This window comes from Brevundimonas sp. UYEF29, from assembly GCF_040546195.1.
GTDB classification, from domain to species: domain Bacteria; phylum Pseudomonadota; class Alphaproteobacteria; order Caulobacterales; family Caulobacteraceae; genus Brevundimonas; species Brevundimonas huaxiensis.
Map to the genome: position 1 here is coordinate 288,151 of NZ_JBEPNH010000002.1, position 16,349 is coordinate 304,499.

The 16,349-nt window shown below is 66.5% G+C and carries 19 protein-coding genes; 8 read left to right on the top strand and 11 right to left on the bottom strand.

All coding sequences use genetic code 11. The annotated features are described in order from the left end of the window. Positions 1-7: 7 nt before the first annotated feature. On the bottom strand, positions 8-298 hold the full coding sequence (locus tag ABIB58_RS04400; RefSeq protein WP_045809800.1) for a hypothetical protein: 291 nt from the start codon (positions 296-298) through the stop codon (positions 8-10). A gap of 149 nt (positions 299-447) precedes the next feature. Here ABIB58_RS04400 and ABIB58_RS04405 point away from each other — a divergent pair, with 149 nt between their 5' ends. Beyond that, positions 448-1,059: a superoxide dismutase gene (locus tag ABIB58_RS04405; protein WP_017504687.1), complete on the top strand. Its 612-nt coding sequence runs from the start codon at positions 448-450 to the stop codon at positions 1,057-1,059. 94 nt (positions 1,060-1,153) lie between these two features. After that, positions 1,154-2,092 carry an MBL fold metallo-hydrolase gene (locus ABIB58_RS04410; RefSeq protein ID WP_354039278.1) on the top strand — a complete coding sequence of 313 codons (939 nt, stop codon included), beginning with the start codon at positions 1,154-1,156 and terminating at the stop codon, positions 2,090-2,092. On the opposite strand, the gene ABIB58_RS04415 is transcribed toward ABIB58_RS04410, so the two are convergent. Beyond that, the gene (locus ABIB58_RS04415; RefSeq protein WP_354039280.1) at positions 2,089-2,310 is read right to left on the bottom strand and encodes a hypothetical protein; all 222 of its coding nucleotides are present in this window, start codon (positions 2,308-2,310) and stop codon (positions 2,089-2,091) included. The two genes, ABIB58_RS04410 and ABIB58_RS04415, sit on opposite strands and share 4 nt — an antisense overlap. A 250-nt stretch (positions 2,311-2,560) precedes the next feature. Here ABIB58_RS04415 and rpsD point away from each other — a divergent pair, with 250 nt between their 5' ends. The 3 genes from rpsD (at position 2,561) to ABIB58_RS04430 (ending at position 6,202) form a co-directional block, all read left to right on the top strand. Next, positions 2,561-3,178 carry a 30S ribosomal protein S4 gene (rpsD, locus tag ABIB58_RS04420; protein WP_017504690.1) on the top strand — a complete coding sequence of 206 codons (618 nt, stop codon included), beginning with the start codon at positions 2,561-2,563 and terminating at the stop codon, positions 3,176-3,178. 196 nt (positions 3,179-3,374) lie between these two features. After that, positions 3,375-3,755, top strand: a complete 381-nt coding sequence (locus tag ABIB58_RS04425; RefSeq protein WP_082464942.1) for a hypothetical protein — start codon at positions 3,375-3,377, stop codon at positions 3,753-3,755. Between the two features lie 95 nt (positions 3,756-3,850). Further along, positions 3,851-6,202: a bifunctional diguanylate cyclase/phosphodiesterase gene (locus tag ABIB58_RS04430; RefSeq protein WP_354039283.1), complete on the top strand. Its 2,352-nt coding sequence runs from the start codon at positions 3,851-3,853 to the stop codon at positions 6,200-6,202. Here ABIB58_RS04430 and ABIB58_RS04435 read toward each other — a convergent pair whose 3' ends face one another. Beyond that, the gene (locus tag ABIB58_RS04435; protein ID WP_354039285.1) at positions 6,203-7,315 is read right to left on the bottom strand and encodes an NADH:flavin oxidoreductase/NADH oxidase; all 1,113 of its coding nucleotides are present in this window, start codon (positions 7,313-7,315) and stop codon (positions 6,203-6,205) included. A gap of 279 nt (positions 7,316-7,594) precedes the next feature. On the opposite strand from ABIB58_RS04435, the gene ABIB58_RS04440 reads away from it, so the two are divergent. Further along, a complete protein-coding gene (locus tag ABIB58_RS04440; protein WP_205196280.1) occupies positions 7,595-7,975 on the top strand; it encodes a hypothetical protein in 381 nt (126 codons plus the stop codon). Here ABIB58_RS04440 and ABIB58_RS04445 read toward each other — a convergent pair. The 7 genes from ABIB58_RS04445 to map form a co-directional block, all read right to left on the bottom strand. Further along, a complete protein-coding gene (locus ABIB58_RS04445; RefSeq protein WP_153925945.1) occupies positions 7,959-8,399 on the bottom strand; it encodes an acyl-CoA thioesterase in 441 nt (146 codons plus the stop codon). The two genes, ABIB58_RS04440 and ABIB58_RS04445, sit on opposite strands and share 17 nt — an antisense overlap. After that, positions 8,399-8,752 carry a Grx4 family monothiol glutaredoxin gene (gene grxD, locus ABIB58_RS04450; RefSeq protein ID WP_185225374.1) on the bottom strand — a complete coding sequence of 118 codons (354 nt, stop codon included), beginning with the start codon at positions 8,750-8,752 and terminating at the stop codon, positions 8,399-8,401. The genes ABIB58_RS04445 and grxD overlap by 1 nt, the downstream gene beginning before the upstream one ends. A gap of 91 nt (positions 8,753-8,843) precedes the next feature. Continuing rightward, positions 8,844-9,746, bottom strand: a complete 903-nt coding sequence (locus ABIB58_RS04455) for an aldo-keto reductase family protein (RefSeq protein WP_185225373.1) — start codon at positions 9,744-9,746, stop codon at positions 8,844-8,846. Positions 9,747-9,751: 5 nt separating this feature from the next. After that, entirely contained in the window at positions 9,752-9,994 is a 243-nt protein-coding gene (locus tag ABIB58_RS04460) for a BolA family protein (RefSeq protein ID WP_045809808.1), read from the bottom strand. 56 nt (positions 9,995-10,050) lie between these two features. Continuing rightward, on the bottom strand, positions 10,051-10,575 hold the full coding sequence (locus ABIB58_RS04465) for a GNAT family N-acetyltransferase (protein ID WP_082064340.1): 525 nt from the start codon (positions 10,573-10,575) through the stop codon (positions 10,051-10,053). Then, a complete protein-coding gene (gene radC / locus ABIB58_RS04470; protein WP_045809809.1) occupies positions 10,572-11,309 on the bottom strand; it encodes a RadC family protein in 738 nt (245 codons plus the stop codon). The genes ABIB58_RS04465 and radC overlap by 4 nt, the downstream gene beginning before the upstream one ends. A 52-nt stretch (positions 11,310-11,361) precedes the next feature. Continuing rightward, entirely contained in the window at positions 11,362-12,180 is an 819-nt protein-coding gene (map, locus tag ABIB58_RS04475; protein ID WP_045809810.1) for a type I methionyl aminopeptidase, read from the bottom strand. Positions 12,181-12,278: 98 nt separating this feature from the next. Between map and ABIB58_RS04480 the strand changes: the two genes are divergently transcribed. Further along, positions 12,279-13,046, top strand: a complete 768-nt coding sequence (locus ABIB58_RS04480) for a competence/damage-inducible protein A (protein WP_045809811.1) — start codon at positions 12,279-12,281, stop codon at positions 13,044-13,046. 162 nt (positions 13,047-13,208) lie between these two features. After that, positions 13,209-14,558: an OmpP1/FadL family transporter gene (locus ABIB58_RS04485; RefSeq protein ID WP_045809896.1), complete on the top strand. Its 1,350-nt coding sequence runs from the start codon at positions 13,209-13,211 to the stop codon at positions 14,556-14,558. Positions 14,559-14,772: 214 nt separating this feature from the next. Here ABIB58_RS04485 and ABIB58_RS04490 read toward each other — a convergent pair whose 3' ends face one another. Beyond that, the gene (locus tag ABIB58_RS04490) at positions 14,773-16,263 is read right to left on the bottom strand and encodes a DEAD/DEAH box helicase (RefSeq protein ID WP_354039291.1); all 1,491 of its coding nucleotides are present in this window, start codon (positions 16,261-16,263) and stop codon (positions 14,773-14,775) included. Between the last annotated feature and the right edge of the window lie 86 nt (positions 16,264-16,349).

The window sequence follows — 16,349 nt, forward strand, 5'->3', positions numbered from 1 at the left end:
GGTCTGGTCAGGGCGTCGGCACAAGCTCGGTCGTGCTTCCCGAGGGCGTCGTGACGGTGCGGATGGTGATGGGCGCCTTGCCAGTCTCCTCGACGGTCGTCGTCGTCGAAGACCAAACCGTGTGACTGACGCGGCAGGTCTTACCGCCATAATTGTCCGCGCCGATCGCGGGGTCTTGGGTGCAGGTCGGCGTTTGCCTAGCCATATCCGCCGCCGCCTCGTCCAGCGCCTTGAAGCCGGCGCAACCGCTTCCTGAAAAGGCCAGCGCCAGCAGGGCGATTAATCCGATACGCGACATGACAGCCTCCGATTGACGGGTGGACAATCGCGCGCATCATGGGTCAATGCAAATGGCAAAGCTGAACAAAAACGCGACGAAATCGCTTGGGTCATACGCCATAGCCCCTAAATGGGGTTCAGGAACAAACCCGTCTTCAGGAGACTGACATGGCCTTCACCCTGCCCCCGCTGCCCTACGCCTATGACGCGCTGGAGCCGGCCATCGACAAGGAGACGATGACCTTCCACCACGACAAGCACCACCAGACCTATGTCGACAACCTGAACAAGGCCGTCGACGCCGACGAAAACCTAAAGGGCAAGTCGCTGGAGGAAATCTTCACCAGCATCTCCACCGCGCCCAAGGCCGTGCGCAACAACGGCGGCGGTCACTGGAACCACAGCCTGTTCTGGGAACTGTTGGCCCCGGCCGATCAGGCGGGTGAGCCCTCGGCCGAGCTGAAGGCCGCCATCGACGCCGATCTGGGCGGCATGGACAAGTTCAAGGAAGACTTCAACGCCGCCGGCGCCGCGCAGTTCGGTTCGGGCTGGGCCTGGCTGATCGTGCAGAACGGCAAGCTGAAGATCACCTCGACCCCGAACCAGGACAATCCGCTGATGGACGTCGTGGACGAGCGCGGCGAGGTCATCCTGGGCGCCGACGTGTGGGAGCACGCCTACTATCTGAAATATCAGAACCGCCGCGCCGACTATCTGAAGTCGTTCTGGACGGTGGTGAACTGGAACAAGGTCAACGAACTCTACGCCGCCGCCAAATAAGGCCGGTCCAGCCCAGAGATCGAGAGATGACGACGCCCGCCGGAACCTCCGGCGGGCGTTTTCGATTGCGTCATCGCAAACGGAGATCGAAGCGATGCGGATGATGATGACGGGGGCTGCTTTCGCGGCCCTGATGCTGGCGGCCTGTAACCCTCAGGCGAACGGGCAGAAGCCCGGCGATCCCGCTCCGCCCAATCCCACCCAGCCCGTCGCCGCCCCGGCCGAGAAGCCCGTCTATCGCTTCAAGATCGGCGCGTTGGACGCCATCGCCCTGTTCGACGGCGAAAACCCGGTCAAGAACGACAACCAGACCTTCGGCGTCGGCCTGACGCCGCAGGCGGTCGCCGCGCCGCTCACCGCCGCCGGACAGCCGGCCGATCCGATCATGCTGGAGATCCATCCGCTTCTGGTCCGGAACGGCGCCCGCACGATGCTGTTCGACACGGGCCTGGGCGAGGGCAAGGGCCAGTTGATGGATAGCCTGCAAAAGGCGGGCGTCGATCCGGCCTCGATCACCGACGTGCTTATCTCGCACGGCCACCCGGACCACGTCGGCGGCCTGATCCGCAATGGCGGCCTGGCCTTCCCCAATGCGGCGATCCGGATGTCACAGGCGGAATGGGCATCCATCCGCGCCAATCCTGAGCTTGCCGATCTGGTGCGGATCATCACCCCCAAGGTCCAAGCCTTCGAGCCGGGCGGCGAGGTCGCGCCGGGCGTCCAGTCTCAGGACACGGCCGGACATACGCCGGGGCACGTCGCCTATCTGATCGCCGACGGCCAGAACCAGCTGCTCTACACCGGCGACCTGATGCATCACTGGATTCTGTCGGTTGAACATCCGGACTGGAAGGTCGGCTATGACGACGATCAGGCGGCAGGCCTGAAGGCGCGGCTGGACGAGGTGACGGCGCTGCGCAACTCCGGCGCCCACATCTACGCCTATCACTTCCCGTTCCCGGGCCTGGGCAAGGTGGCGACCCGCGAAGGCCGCGCCATGTTCATCTCAGAAGCGCAGTCTGCGAAGGACTAGATGCGAAGGTCCACGCCGTGCCGGGTGCGCGCGTTCATGCGCTCGGCATGGTGCTGGCGGACCATGCGGCGCTGGCGCAGCATCTCATGGATGCCGTCGGCGAGATCCAGCAGCTGGTGGTCGCTCAAAGGCTCGACCAGATCGACCAGCTGCGTCTTCAGCGTCTGCATGGCCTCGTCGGACAGGCCGGTCTGAAAGCTTTTGGGTTCGGTCTGCATTCCACTCCTCCTTGTCCTCATGCGTGGTTTGGTTGCATCGAAGGAAGGGCGGGGCGACGGGATCGTTCCATTCCATCGTGCTTAACGGCCCGCCGTGCTTGACTCCGCCGCCCTCGCTGGCCATAAGCGCCGCCTTCCATGGGTCCGCTTCGGCGGGGCCGGGATGAATGACGGAAGATGCGTGGACCGCCGTTGAGATCGCATTCCCAATCCAGGGGATGCCGGGCCGTATCGTCGAAAAGAGAATAGAATGTCCAAGCGCCACAGCGCCAAGTACAAGATCGACCGGGCCATGGGTGAGAACCTGTGGGGCCGCTCCAAGTCGCCGGTCAACAAGCGTTCTTATGGTCCCGGCCAGCACGGCCAGCGTCGCAAGTCCAAGGTTTCGGACTTCGGTCTGCAACTGAAGGCCAAGCAGAAGCTGAAGGGCTACTACGGCAACATCACCGAGAAGCAGTTCGCCAAGACCTATGACGAGGCCGCCCGCCGCAAGGGCAACACCTCGGAAAACCTGATCGGTCTGCTGGAATCGCGCCTGGACGCCATCGTCTACCGCGCCAAGTTCGTCCCGACCGTCTGGGCCGCCCGCCAGTTCGTCAGCCACGGCCACGTCCTGGTCAACGGCAAGAAGGTCGACATCGCCTCCTACCGCGTGAAGCCGGAAGACGTCGTCACCGTGAAGGAAAAGTCGCGCAACATGGCGCTGGTGCTCGAAGCCCAGCAGTCGTCGGAACGCGACGTGCCGGATTACCTGGAATTGTCGGACCGTTCGTTCTCGGTTCGCTACGTCCGCGTGCCGGAACTGTCGGACGTGCCGTACGCCGTGAAGATGGAACCGAACCTGGTCGTCGAATACTACGCTTCGTAAGCGAAGCTTACGAAGCTTTCTTCAAGGGGGCTATCGCCCTTTGGGCTGCTTGAGCCCCGTGGCGGTCCCTTTGAAGTGTTCAGTTTGGAGGGCCTCGGATTCGTCCGGGGCCTTTCGTTTTTTTATCCTGTTCCCTCCCGGGGCGAACAGGCGCATTCTCGGCCGGTTCAGGCTTTGAGGCAGGGGAGGTCGTCAGTTGCGCGACTCCATCATGAAACGCTTGGCTTTGATCGCCGCCGCATCGGCGGGCCTGGCCGCCTGCGCCAGCCGCGGCGAGCCCACCGTCTCCACCGCGGGCATGCCCGGCGCGCTGGAGCCGATCCATGCCGCCGCCTTCACCAAGGATCAGGCCGTCTTCTGGGTCAGTTCGAACGGCTGCACCGCCAAGGAAGACCTGATCCCGATCGTCAGCCTGCAGGGCGGCAGCGCCGTCATCACCCTGCGCCGCATCGACGAGGACAAGTGCAAGCAGGACCTTGTCCAGGGCGTCGAGCTGAAGTGGTCGTTCGAGGAGCTGGGCCTGACGCCCGGCTCGCCCGTCAGCGTCAACAACCCCTATCAGATGCCCCGCTCCTGAAAACGGCCGTAGCGTTTCGTTAAGCCTGTTCGAGCGCGTCTGATTAAGCAACGTCCGCTACGACGACAGACCGTCCCCCCAAGGTCTGTAGCTTCATGCGCTTTCTCACCTGCCTGACCGACGACCATAATCTCTGGCTCGTCGCGTTGGCCGCCGGCCTGTGCCTGATCGGTTCGATCATCACCTTCCGCCTGTATCGCCGCCTGCGCGCCGCCGAAAAGGGCACGCGTTTGGCCTGGGCCTTCATGGGGGCGGTGGCGACCGGGGCGACGATCTGGTGCACACATTTCGTGGCGATGATCGCCTATGAGCCCGGCGTCACCATCAGCTACGGCCCCGTGCTGACCGGCTTGTCCCTGGGTGTCGCCATCGCCGGCAGCGCGCTGGCGCTGTGGGTGGCCTCGCGCCGGATGCCTGCCTCGGCCGAGATCGGCGGCGTGCTGTTCGGCCTGACCGTGGTGGCCATGCACTATACCGGCATGGCGGCCTTTGCGACCGACGCCGTCATCCACTGGTCGGCCGGCTATGTCGCGGCATCGGTGGCGGGGGCGGTCGTCCTGGGCGCCCTGGCGTTCAATCGCGCCCGGCAGTCCGGCAAGGTCGTTCCGGTCGTGCTGATGGTCCTGGGCATCGTGGCTCTGCACTTCACCGGCATGGCCGCCATGACGATCGTGCCGGTCGGCGCGCTGGTGGATATGGGCGCTGTCGGATCGACCAATCTGGTGCTGGCCTTCGCCGTCGCCGCTGTCGGCCTGATGATGCTGGGCACCGGCGTCGCCAGCCACGCCCTGGACGTGCAGTCCCGGGTTCAGGCCAAGGCGCGCCTGGATCATCTGATCGAGGGCAGCGTCGATGGCATGGTGGTCGAACAGGACGGCGTCATCCTGGCCGCCAACGCCGCCTTCGCCGATCTGGCGGGCGTCCCCCACCACACCCTGGTCGGCGAGCCGCTGTCGCGCTGGATCGCCGGCGTCGCCGATCTGGCGGTCAACGGCCTCAGCCAGTCCAAACTGGTCGCCGAGGGCGGCGCGGACATCCCCGTCGAGATCGCCGTACGCCGCGACTGCGGTGTGGATCACGTCATGATCTACGCCGTGCGCGACCTGCGCATGCGTCAGGCGCAGGAGCGTCGCATCGCCCATCTGGCGCGCAACGACAGCTTGACCGGCCTGCCCAACCGCTCATCCTTCCTGGAATGGCTGACGCGCCAGACCGCCGACCTGACCGTTTCGAACAAGGTGGCCCTTTTGGCCATGGACCTGGACCGGTTCAAGGAGGTCAACGACGTTCACGGCCATGCCGCCGGCGACCAGCTGCTGATCCAGATCGCCGAAAGGATGCGCGGCTGCCTGCGCCACGACGAGTTCATCGCGCGCCTGGGCGGGGACGAGTTCGTCGCCGTCGTGCCGATCCAGCACAAGGACGATGCTCTGGATCTGGTCGCGCGCCTGCGCGACGCCGTCACCACGCCGGTGGTGCTGGACCATGCCGAGGTCGCCTGCGGCCTCAGCACCGGCATCGCGATCTGGCCTGACGACGCCCACGACCCGTCCGCCCTGATCAATGACGCAGACCTGGCCATGTACCGCGCCAAGGCTTCGCTGGGGACCGACGTCTGCTTCTACGAGGAGGAGATGGACGAGGCGGTGCGCAATCGCCGTCGCATGGCCCAGCAGATGCGCGAAGCTCTGGATCAGGGCCAGTTCAGCCTGAACTGGCAGCTGCAGGCCGCCGTCGATACCGGCGACATCACCGGCTATGAGGTGCTGCTGCGCTGGATCCAGCCGGACGGGACCTTCATCTCGCCGGCCGATTTCATTCCTCTGGCCGAAGAGAACGGCCTGATCCTGCCGATCGGCGAATGGGTGCTGCGCACCGCCTGCGCCGAGGCCGCCAGCTGGACCGAACCGCACAAGATCGCCGTCAACCTGTCGCCGGTCCAACTGGGTCACGTCGACCTGCCGCGCCTGGTGCATCAGGTGCTGGTCGAGACCGGCCTGTCGCCGTCGCGGCTGGAGCTGGAGATCACCGAGACGGCCATGATCACCGACATGGAGCGCACGACCCACGTCCTGCGCCAGCTGAAGCTGCTGGGCGTCTCCATCGCGATGGACGACTTCGGCACCGGCTATTCGTCCCTATCGACCCTGCGCGCCTTCCCGTTCGACAAGATCAAGCTGGATCGCTCCTTCATGTCCGAACTGGACGGCGGACCTCAGTCGGCCGCCATCATTCGCGCCGTCCTGGCCCTGGGCGAGAGCCTGCATATCCCCGTCCTGGCTGAGGGCGTCGAGACGCTGGAGCAGTTGGCCTTCCTGCGCGACCAGGGCTGTGACGAGGTTCAGGGTTATCTGCTCGGCCGCCCGCAAAAGACGGCCGATGCCGAGGTTCAAGCCGCCGCACGCGTTCTGTGGGCCGTCGATCCGTCGATGGAAAAGGCCGCCTGATCAGGTCGGGCTGTTGACGCGATCATAGGCGGGCCAAACCCCCTTGCCGGCGCCGCGATACTGGACCGGCAAGCCTTCCTCCTCTCCCAGGGCGACGGCCGCATGGTGCGCCCAGTGCGGATCGTCCAGCGCCGCGCGCGCGATGGCGATGAAGTCGGCCTGACCGGACGCCACGATCTCCTCGGCCTGCTGCGGATCGAAGATCATGCCGACGGCCATCACATTGGCTTCAGGCGTCGCCGCCTTCACGGCCTGGGCGAACCGCAACTGATAGCCCGGCTCGCCGCCCGGAATCTTCGCCTGCGCGACGTTCCCGCCCGACGTCAGGTGCAGATAGTCATAGCCCATGTCGTGCAGCGCCTGACCAAAGGCCGTCACCTCGTCCAAGGCGATGCCGCCCTCGACCCAGTCCGAGCCGTTGAAGCGCACGCCCAACGCCTTGGTCCGGGGCCAGGCGTCGCGCAGGGCCTGGGCGACCCGCAGCGGGAAGCGTGCCCGGTTCTCATAGGATCCGCCGAACTCGTCGGTGCGGTGGTTGGATGCCGGCGACAGGAACTGGGTCAGCAGATAGCCGTGGGCGGCGTGCAGTTCGACCAGGTCGAACCCGGCCCGATCCGCCCGCCGCGCGGCGTCTTCGAACGTAGCGACCACGCGGTCCATGTCGGCCGGGGTCATGGCGGTCGGCGTGTGCCAGTCATCCTTGAACGGTTCGGCCGAGGCGCTGAAGGTTTCCCACGCGCCGTCTTCGGCCTCCAGGGCGCCGCCGCCCTTCCACGGCGCGCTGGTTGAGGCCTTGCGTCCGGCGTGGGCCAGTTGGATGCCGATGGCTGTGTCGCTGTAGGTGCGGATGTCGCGGATGATCCGGGCGAAGGCCTCTTCCTGGGCGTCGTTCCACAGGCCGGTGTCGTCCGGCGTGATCCGTCCCGCCGCCTCGACCCCCGTCGCCTCGACGATGACCAGTCCCGCGCCGGAGATCGCCAGTCGTCCCAGATGCTGCACGTGCCAGGGCTGGGGCACGCCGTCGATGGCCGAATACTGGCACATGGGCGCGATGGCGACGCGGTTCTTCAGCGTCAGGGGGCCGACGGCGCGGGGCGAGAACAGTTGGCTCATGAAAGGTGATCCGTGGGAGGGGAGGGGGCCTGTAGCTATGGCGGTTGCGGTCACGTTCAACCCCGATCCTTTCCGATTGTTCACCCAGCTTTCCGATTATTCACGTGTGCGCGCCCGGCCCACGCGGCACAAAAGGGTCAAGCTTCAACTGGGGAACACACCAATGCTTCGTCTCGCTCTCGCCATCGCCATCGCCGCGCCGCTGCTGTCGGGCTGCATCATCGTCTCGACCGAAAAGCCGACCACGCGCGTCATCACCGCGCCGGCCTCGGGCCAGTGATGCGCGGCCTGGTCAAAGGTCTGGTGGTCGCGGCCCTGGTCGCACCGCTGCTGTCGGCCTGCGTCATCTATGACAGCGATGCGGGCGAGAACGTCTCGGTGAACCTGCGCCGCGACGACGCCCCGCCGGCCGAGGCCATCCGCGAAGCCCGGTTCGCCGACGGCGCCTTGGTCGCGCGCGTCGATTCCAACGGCTGCACCCAGGCGTCGGATTTCGAGGTGTCGGTATCGGATGGCGCGCCGGTCGAGATCACGCTTCGCCGCACCAAACAGGACCTGTGCAAGGCCCTGGTCCCGGACGGCGTCGAACTGCGCTGGACCTATGCCGACCTGGGCCTGGAGCCCGGCACGGCGGCCCGCATCCTCAATCCGCTGAAGTAGGCGTCTCGAATACGACCAGCATGTCTGGCGGAATGCGCTGCGGCCTCAGGGTCGCAGCGTCCACCAGCACCCATTCGGTGACGCCCTGGGCGCAGACGCGACCTTGGGCGTCCTCGATGCGGACGTAGCGGGTGAAGCGCGGTCCCTGCGGATCGCCGACCCAGGTGCGGGCGACCACGCCCTCGGCGCCCGGCGCGATGCCGCGCAGATAGTCGATCTCATGCCGGGTCGCGACCCACGACCATTTCGCCCGCGTCGCCTCGTCGAAGCGCGCGTTCCAGTGGGCCGTGCCCGCATCTTGCAGCCAGCCGACATAGACGACGTTGTTGACGTGGCCGTTGGCGTCGATGTGCTCGGGCCGCACGTCCAGCGGCACGACGAAGACCTCGCGGTCTTCGCGCGGCGTGAGGGTCTTCCTGGCCATCAGGTCTCGCCGAGCGGCACGCCCTTCTCGACCATCAGGGCCTGAAGTTCGCCGGCCTGGAACATCTCGCGGATGATGTCCGATCCGCCCACGAACTCGCCCTTCACATACAGCTGCGGAATGGTGGGCCAGTCGGTGAAGCTCTTGATGCCTTCGCGCAGGGCTTCGTCCTGCAGCACGTCCACGCCCACGAAGCCGGCGCCGACATGATCCAGGATCTGCACCGCCAGGGAGGAGAAGCCGCAGCGCGGCTGGTCCGGCGTGCCCTTCATGAACAGAACCACGTCGTTCTGGGCGACGGTTTCGCCGATGAAGGCGTGGACGGGATCGGCGGCTTGGGCGGTGTCGGTCACGGATGCGGGCCTTTCGTGAAGCCCGTCAGCTAGGGAGCCGAACGGTCGCGGTCAAGGCGTCCTCGACGTTCTGCACAGCCGGGAAGGACGGTCAGGCCGCCTGATTGGCCAAGACGCGCGCCATCTCGATCTGCGCGGCCAGGCCCGGCGGCATGTCCCTCTCGGGCGCCGCGGCCAGTGTCGCCAGCCGATCGGTGTCGGTCGGAGTGACGATCACGCTGGACACCGACGGGTCTGTCAGCACGTAGGACAGGCAGATCGCCTCGGCCGTCCAGTTCTGGGTGCGGTACAGGAAACCGAAGGCGTCCTTCTTGGGCGTATCGACGGGACGCTTGTCCTTGCCGAAGCCGAACAGCCCCTTTTTGAAGATCGGCGCATCGGGCGCCCGCGCGCGCCGGTCGGCGTAGAAGTCATAGGCGAAGACCGCCATGTCCTGCTCGCGCGCCGAGCGGATGCGGTTTCGGATCTTCCAGTCGGCGTTGATGTCGAACGGCGTCAGCAGGGCGTCGAACGCCCCTGTCGACACATAGGCGTCCATCACGTCGCCGCCGCCGGCGATGCCCAAAAGCTTGATCCGTCCGGTGGCGCGCATGGCCTTCAGCGCGCTGAGCGACGATTGCGCCAGTTCGGTCTCGCCCGGCTCGTGCAGCACCGCAACGTCGATCCAGCCCAGGCCCGAGAAGTGCAGCACCCGATCGATGGCCGCCGTCATGCCTTGTGCGGAGAAGTCGCGCTGCTGGTCGCGACCGTCGCCGGCGCCCAGCGTCAGGCTGACATAGACCAGCTTGCGATCCACATGCGACAGGGCCTCGCCCAGCACTTCGGCCGCCACCGGGTCGGCGGTCTCCAGCCGATAGCTGTTCACCCCCGCTTCCAGCGCCGAATACAGCAGGTCCAGCCCGGCCTCGCGCCCGCGCTTCAGCACGCCGGCGCCGAAACTCAGCGTCAGGTTCGAGATGGCGGAGCCGGAGACGCCGAAGGGGCGATAGCGCATGGCCTTCAGCCCTCCTTGGCCGGCGCGGAGGTCTCCAGCGCCAGGGCGTGCAGTTCGCCGCCCATCTGACCCTTCAGCGCGGCATAGACCATCTGGTGCTGACGCACGCGCGGCAGACCGGCGAAGGCGCTGGACACGATCCGCGCGCGATAGTGGTCGCCGTCGCCCGCCAGATCCTCGATCTCGATCTCGGCGTCGGCGAAGGCGTCGACCAGATGCTGGCGCAGCGTTTCCACGGACATGGGCATGGCGGGCACTCACACTTCGTTGGACGCCAGTTTGCCCGGTAATCCTTAATGGCGGCCTACGCTCCGTAGCGCTGCCGTTCGAACAGCTGCACCGGATGATCTTTGTAGGTCGCACTCGCATAGGGGCGATAACCGACCCGCGCCGCCAGCTTCAGCGAGGCCAGGTTCTCGGGCGCGATCATGCAGACGGTTCGCCCCTCCAGCCTCCGGTCGGTCCAGTCCAGGGCCGCCGTTAGCGCCTCGGCCGCATAGCCCCGCCCCTGAAACCCCGGCGCCACGCCCCAACCCAGCTCCGGCGCGTCGAACGGCGGCTCCAGCTCGCGGCGATAGTCGAACACCCCGACGCTGCCCAGATAGGTTCCGTCGTCCCGCAGCCGGATCGTCCAGTTGCCATGGCCCGTCGCCGCCCAATGGCCGAGATCGCGCAGCAGCCGGAACCACACCTCCTCGCGGCCCAGCGCCCGGCCCATGATGTGGCGCGTGAAATCCTCATCGGACCACAGCGTCAGCAGATCGTCGAAATCCTGTGTCGAGACGGGGCTCATCACCAGCCGCTCGGTCGTCAGAATCCTGTCGTTCACATCAGGCCCAGTTGCTTGAAGCTGGCCACCCCGTCGCGGCCGACGACCAGATGGTCGTGAACCTCGACGTTAAGGGCGCGGCCGGCCTGCACAACCTGTTTCGTGATCTCGATGTCGGGGCGGCTGGGGGTGGGATCGCCCGACGGATGGTTGTGCACCAGGATCAGGGCGCTGGCCGACAGCTCCAGCGCGCGCCGCACGACCTCGCGCGGATAGACCGGCGCATGATCGACCGTGCCGCGGTTCTGCACCTCGTCCAGGATCAGCTGGTTCTTCTTGTCCAGATACAGCACCCGGAATTGCTCGCGCGGCTCGTGCTGCAAGGCGACGCGGACATAGGCCAGCAGCGCCGTCCAGGACGAGATCACCGGCCGCTTGGCCGTCGGCTCCTTCGCGATCCGCCGCGTCACGTCGAAGATCAACTGAAGGTCCAGCGCCACCGCCCGCGTCGCCTTGCCGACAGCATATCCCATCGACCGCGCCACCTGATCCTCGATCGCCTCATGGCTTGCCGCGCCGATCCCCTCCAGCCCTCCGAACCGCGCCAGCAGATCCTTGGCCAGCGGCTTGGTGTCCTTGTAGGGCACGCTGCGAAACAGCAGCAACTCCAGCAGCTCATAGTCGGGCAGGGCGCCCAGGCCTCCTTTCGCCGCCCGCTCACGCAGCCGGTCTCGATGACCGCTGTGGCGCGGCTTGGGCTTGTCCCCGACTTCGGACGCCTTGTCGTCGAGCATGATCCCTCCCGCTCAACGCAACCTGTGCGTATTGCGATTGGGGATCAAGGGTTCAGTTCGGTCGGAACAGCCCCGCCGGAGACGCCGTAAAGATTTCCAGCCCGTCTTCGGTCACCCCGATGGTGTGCTCGCACTGGGCCGACAGGGACTTGTCGCGCGTCACGGCGGTCCAGCCGTCGGACAACACCTTCACGTGCGGCTTGCCCAGGTTCACCATCGGCTCGACGGTGAAGAACATGCCGGGTTTCAGCACCGCGCCCTCGCCGCGACGGCCATAGTGCAGGACATTGGGGCTGTCGTGGAAGACGCGGCCGATGCCGTGGCCGCAGAAGTCGCGCACCACGCTCATGCGCTGGGCCTCGACGAACTTCTGGATCGCATAGCCGATGTCGCCGAACGTATTGCCCGGCTTGACCTGCTCCAGGCCCAGATCCAGCGACTGATAGGTCACGTCGATCAGCTTTCTGGCCCGCGCATTGATCTCGCCCACCGCATACATGCGGCTGGAATCGCCGTGCCAGCCGTCCACGATCACGGTGTGGTCGATGTTGACGATGTCGCCGTCCTTCAGCACCCGGTCGCCGGGAATGCCGTGGCAGACGACGTGGTTGATCGAGGTGCAGACGGTCTTCTCGTAGCCCTTGTAGCCCAGGCAGGCGGGCAGGCCGCCGTTGTCCAGGGTGAACTCGCGCACCAGATCGTCGATCGTGCTGGTCAGGACGCCCGGCTTCACATGCGCCGCGATCATGTCCAGCGCCTCGGCGACCAGACGGCCGGCCTTGCGCATGCCCTCGAAGTCTTCCGCCTCATGGATGCGGATGGCGCTGGAGCGGACCAGGACGTCGGTTTCGAGTTCGGGCGTTTCGTACATGGGGGCGATCGGTCTGCAAAAGGCGGGATACGGCGCAATCCGTTCGCCGCAGATGGGCGTTATAGCATGAAACCTCAAGCCTGCCCCCGGATTCCCGCATGACCGACGCCGCCTCAATCGCCTCTGCGCCGACCGCCGCCGTCCTGGTCATCGGCGACGAAATCCTGTCGGGCCGGACCCAGGACACCAACACCAACACCATCGCCCGGTTTCTGGCGGCGTTGGGGATCGACCTGATGGAGGCCCGGGTCGTCAGCGACGATCACGGCCGGATCATCGAGGCGTTGGACGCCCTCCGCTCACGCTGGGACTATGTGTTCACCACCGGCGGCATCGGTCCGACCCATGACGACATCACCGCCGACGCCGTGGCGGCCGCCTTCGGCGTGGCCCTGCCCGAACATCCCGACGCGCTGGCCATCCTGTCGCGCCGCTATGGCGACGAATTCAACGCCGCGCGCCGTCGCATGGCGCGCATCCCCGAAGGCGGCGTTCTGATCGCCAATCCGGTCACCGACGCGCCCGGCTTCCAGATCGGCAATGTCTTCGTCATGGCCGGTGTGCCCAAGATCATGCAGGCCATGCTGGAGGATGTGGCCCCGCGCCTGCGCACCGGCGCCATCGTGCATGCCCAGACCCTGAAGGTCACTGGCGTGGGCGAGGGGGCGGTGGCCGACGTGTTGCGAGCGGCGGCCAATCAGCGCCGTGACCTGTCTTTCGGCAGCTATCCGTTCGGCCATGGCAGCGTCGGCGAGATGGGAACTCAGCTGGTCATTCGTGGCCGCGATGCCGATCAGGTCGATGCAGCGGCGCATGATTTGATCGCAGAACTGCGTAATCTGGGCATCGACGTTGCCGCTGCGTAACCTCGCAAAGCCGTGATCGTGTGCGGCTCAGGCGCCACGGTTTCGCCTGTTTCCGGTCCGATGGGGGCCTTGCCCGCAACGCTTTCGCGCCGCGAACGCTGAGAGGGCTCCTCCCCTGATCGACCGCGCGTAATGCGGCCGACGTTGACTTAGGTGTATGAAATGACCTCCAGGAACTTCGCCCGCATGGGCGGGATCGCCCTGACGACCGCCCTGCTGGCCGGCGTCGCCGCCCCGGCCATGGCCGGCTCCTTCTATGTCCAGGAACAATCGACCCGCGGCCAGGGTCGCGCCAACGCCGGCGTCGGCGCCGACAAGGGCGTCCAGTCGCTGTGGTGGAACCCCGCCGCGATCGCTGGCACCCAGCGCGAAGTCTACCTCGGCGCCCACGGCCTGATCTTGGACTCCGACGTCGACAACACCGGTTCGACCCTGACCTACAACGTCCCGGTTCCGGGCGTCGGCGTCGTCAGCCGTTCGGCCCCCGTCAACGGCGACCCGCACGTGCATGACGTGGTCGAAAGCGGCATTGTGCCGAACTTCGCCGTCTCCATGCCGATCGGCGACCGCTTCAATGTCGGCCTGGCCGTCCAGGCGCCCTACAACTTCACCACCAAATATCTGCCCGACGACTTCGCCCGTTACGACGCGCTGACGTCGGAACTGCGCTCGGCCAACGTCAGCCTGGTCGCCGCCATGACGGTCACCGACTGGCTGGACCTCGGCGTCGGCTTCGACGCCCAGTACGCCAAGGCGACCCTGTCGTCCGCCCTGCCGAACGTGCCGATCCCGGCCGTCCTGTCGCCGGCCTATGTCGTTTCGCCGTCGACCGACGGTCGCAACCAGTTGGAAGGCGACGGCTGGGATTACGGATGGAACGCCGGCGCCCAGATGCACTTCGGCAAGCTGGACCTGGGTCTGTCCTACCGCTCCAAGATCGAGCACGAGCTGGAAGGTTCGGTGAACATCTCGGGCCTGACTGGCGTCCTGGCCGGCGCCAACGTCTCGACCGATGGCGGCGCGTCGTTCACCACGCCTTGGTACGCCACCGTCTCGGCCCGCTACGCCGTCAACGATCGCCTGACCCTGAACGCCCAGGTCAATCAGATCGGCTGGAGCGAGTTCGACGCCATCCGCGTCGCCTACACCGGCGGCGGCTCCACCATCGTTCAGGACTATGACGATGTCACCACCGGCGCGATCGGCTTCGACTACAAGATCGATCCGTCCATGACCTTCCGCGCCGGCCTAGGCTACGACCCGACCCCGACGCCGGACGATCACCGCACCGCCCGTATCCCGGACGGCGATCGCTGGCTCTACGCCGCCGGTCTATCCAAGACGATCGGCAACATGACCTTCGACGGCGCCGTGACCTACATCGACATCGACACCGCGACGATCAACGACACCCGCGACGTCTATGGCAACGGCCTGGTCATCTCGAACCTGCGCGGCGAAGCCCAAGGCTCGGGCGTCGGCTTCTCCCTGGGCGCGACCTGGAACTTCTGAGGTCCGCTCAGCCCCGGCTGACATGAGAACGGCGGCTCCTTCGCAGGAGCCGCCGTTTTTTTATTCCTCCACCGCGCAGCGGGGAAGGGGGACCGCGCGAAGCGGGGTGGAGGGGGCGGAAACGGGCTCGATCTCCGACATTTGGTGCCGTGCGACGTTCGCCCCCTCCACCGCTTCGCGGTCCCCCTCCCCCGCAAACGGGGGAGGATCTAGGTCAGCCCTTGGCGGCGCCGCCGTAGCCCTTGCCGCCGTTCGAGGGACGGCGACGGGGGCGGCGCTTCATCTGACCTTCCGCCGGCTTGGCGTTGTCATTGATGGAGGGCACGCGCTCGCCGGCCAGGGGGTTGTAGACGCGCTCGGGACGCGGGGCCGCCGGGGTTTCGCCCGGACGGTTGCGACGCTGGCGGTGCGGCTGGCCGCCGCCTTCCGGACGCACGCCGTCGCGGTGGGGATTGCGACGGCCGCGACCACCCCGTCCGCCTTCGTTGCGCTCGCCGCCTTCGCGTTCGGGCAGGGTCGCCTTCTTGCCCACGCCGGTGGCCATGATGGTGGCGTCCAGCTGGCCCAGGGCCTTGTCGTTGCGGCGGTCGATGGCCGGGATCTTCTGGCGCGTGACCTTTTCGATGTCGCGCAGCAGCTTCATCTCGTCGCCGGCGACGAAGCTGACGGCGGTGCCGTCCTTGCCCGCCCGCGCGGTGCGGCCGATGCGGTGGACATAGCTTTCCGGCACGTGCGGCAGTTCGAAGTTCACGACGTGCGAGACGCCGTCCACGTCGATGCCGCGCGCGGCGATGTCGGTGGCGACCAGCACCCGCAGCTTGCCCTTCTTGAACGCTTCCAGCGTGCGTTCACGCTGGGGTTGGCTCTTGTTGCCGTGGATGGCCCCGGCCTCGACGCCGCCGGCTTCCAGATAGGCCGCGACCTTGTCGGCGCCGTGCTTGGTCTTGGTGAAGACCAGGCAGCGCGTATATTCGGGATCGCTGAACATCTCGGTCAGCAGGGCGCGCTTCCTGCCCTGTTCGATATAGACGACCGACTGGCTGATGCGCTGCACCGTGGTCGACTGCGGCGTGACCTGGACCTTGACCGGGTCCTTAAGCAGTTCGCCCGCCAGCTTGCCGATCTCGGAGGGCATGGTCGCCGAGAAGAAGAGGTTCTGGCGCTTGGCCGGGATCTTGGAGACGATCTGGCGGATCGGCTTGATGAAGCCCAGGTCCAGCATCTGGTCGGCCTCGTCCAGCACGAAGATCTCGGTCGAGGACAGGTCCAGGTTCTTCTGCTGGATGTGGTCCAGCAGGCGGCCGGGCGCGGCGATCAGGATGTCCAGACCCTGTTGCAGGGCCCGCTCCTGGGCGCCGTATTTCACGCCGCCGAAGATCACGGCGACCCGGAAGCCCAAGTGGGCGCCGTAAGCCTTGAAGCTGTCGCCGATCTGGGTGGCCAGCTCGCGCGTGGGGCTCAGGACCAGCACGCGCGTCGTGCGCGGCCGGGGCGGAATGCGGTTTTCGGCCAGGCGATGCAGGATCGGCAGGGCGAAGGCGGCGGTCTTGCCGGTTCCGGTCTGGGCGATGCCCAGCAGGTCCTTGCCGGCCATGACGTCGGGGATGGCCTTTTCCTGGATCGGGGTCGGCTTGGTATAGCCGGTCGAGGCCAGGGCCTGCAGCAGGGCCTTGTTCAGGCCCATGGATTCGAATGTGGTGCTCACAGCAATGTATCTTTCGCGTAGCGGCAGGGCGCTATCAGCCATGGCATGACGCCGTCGGGCCGCGCACCGCCAGTCCCGACGGGGCC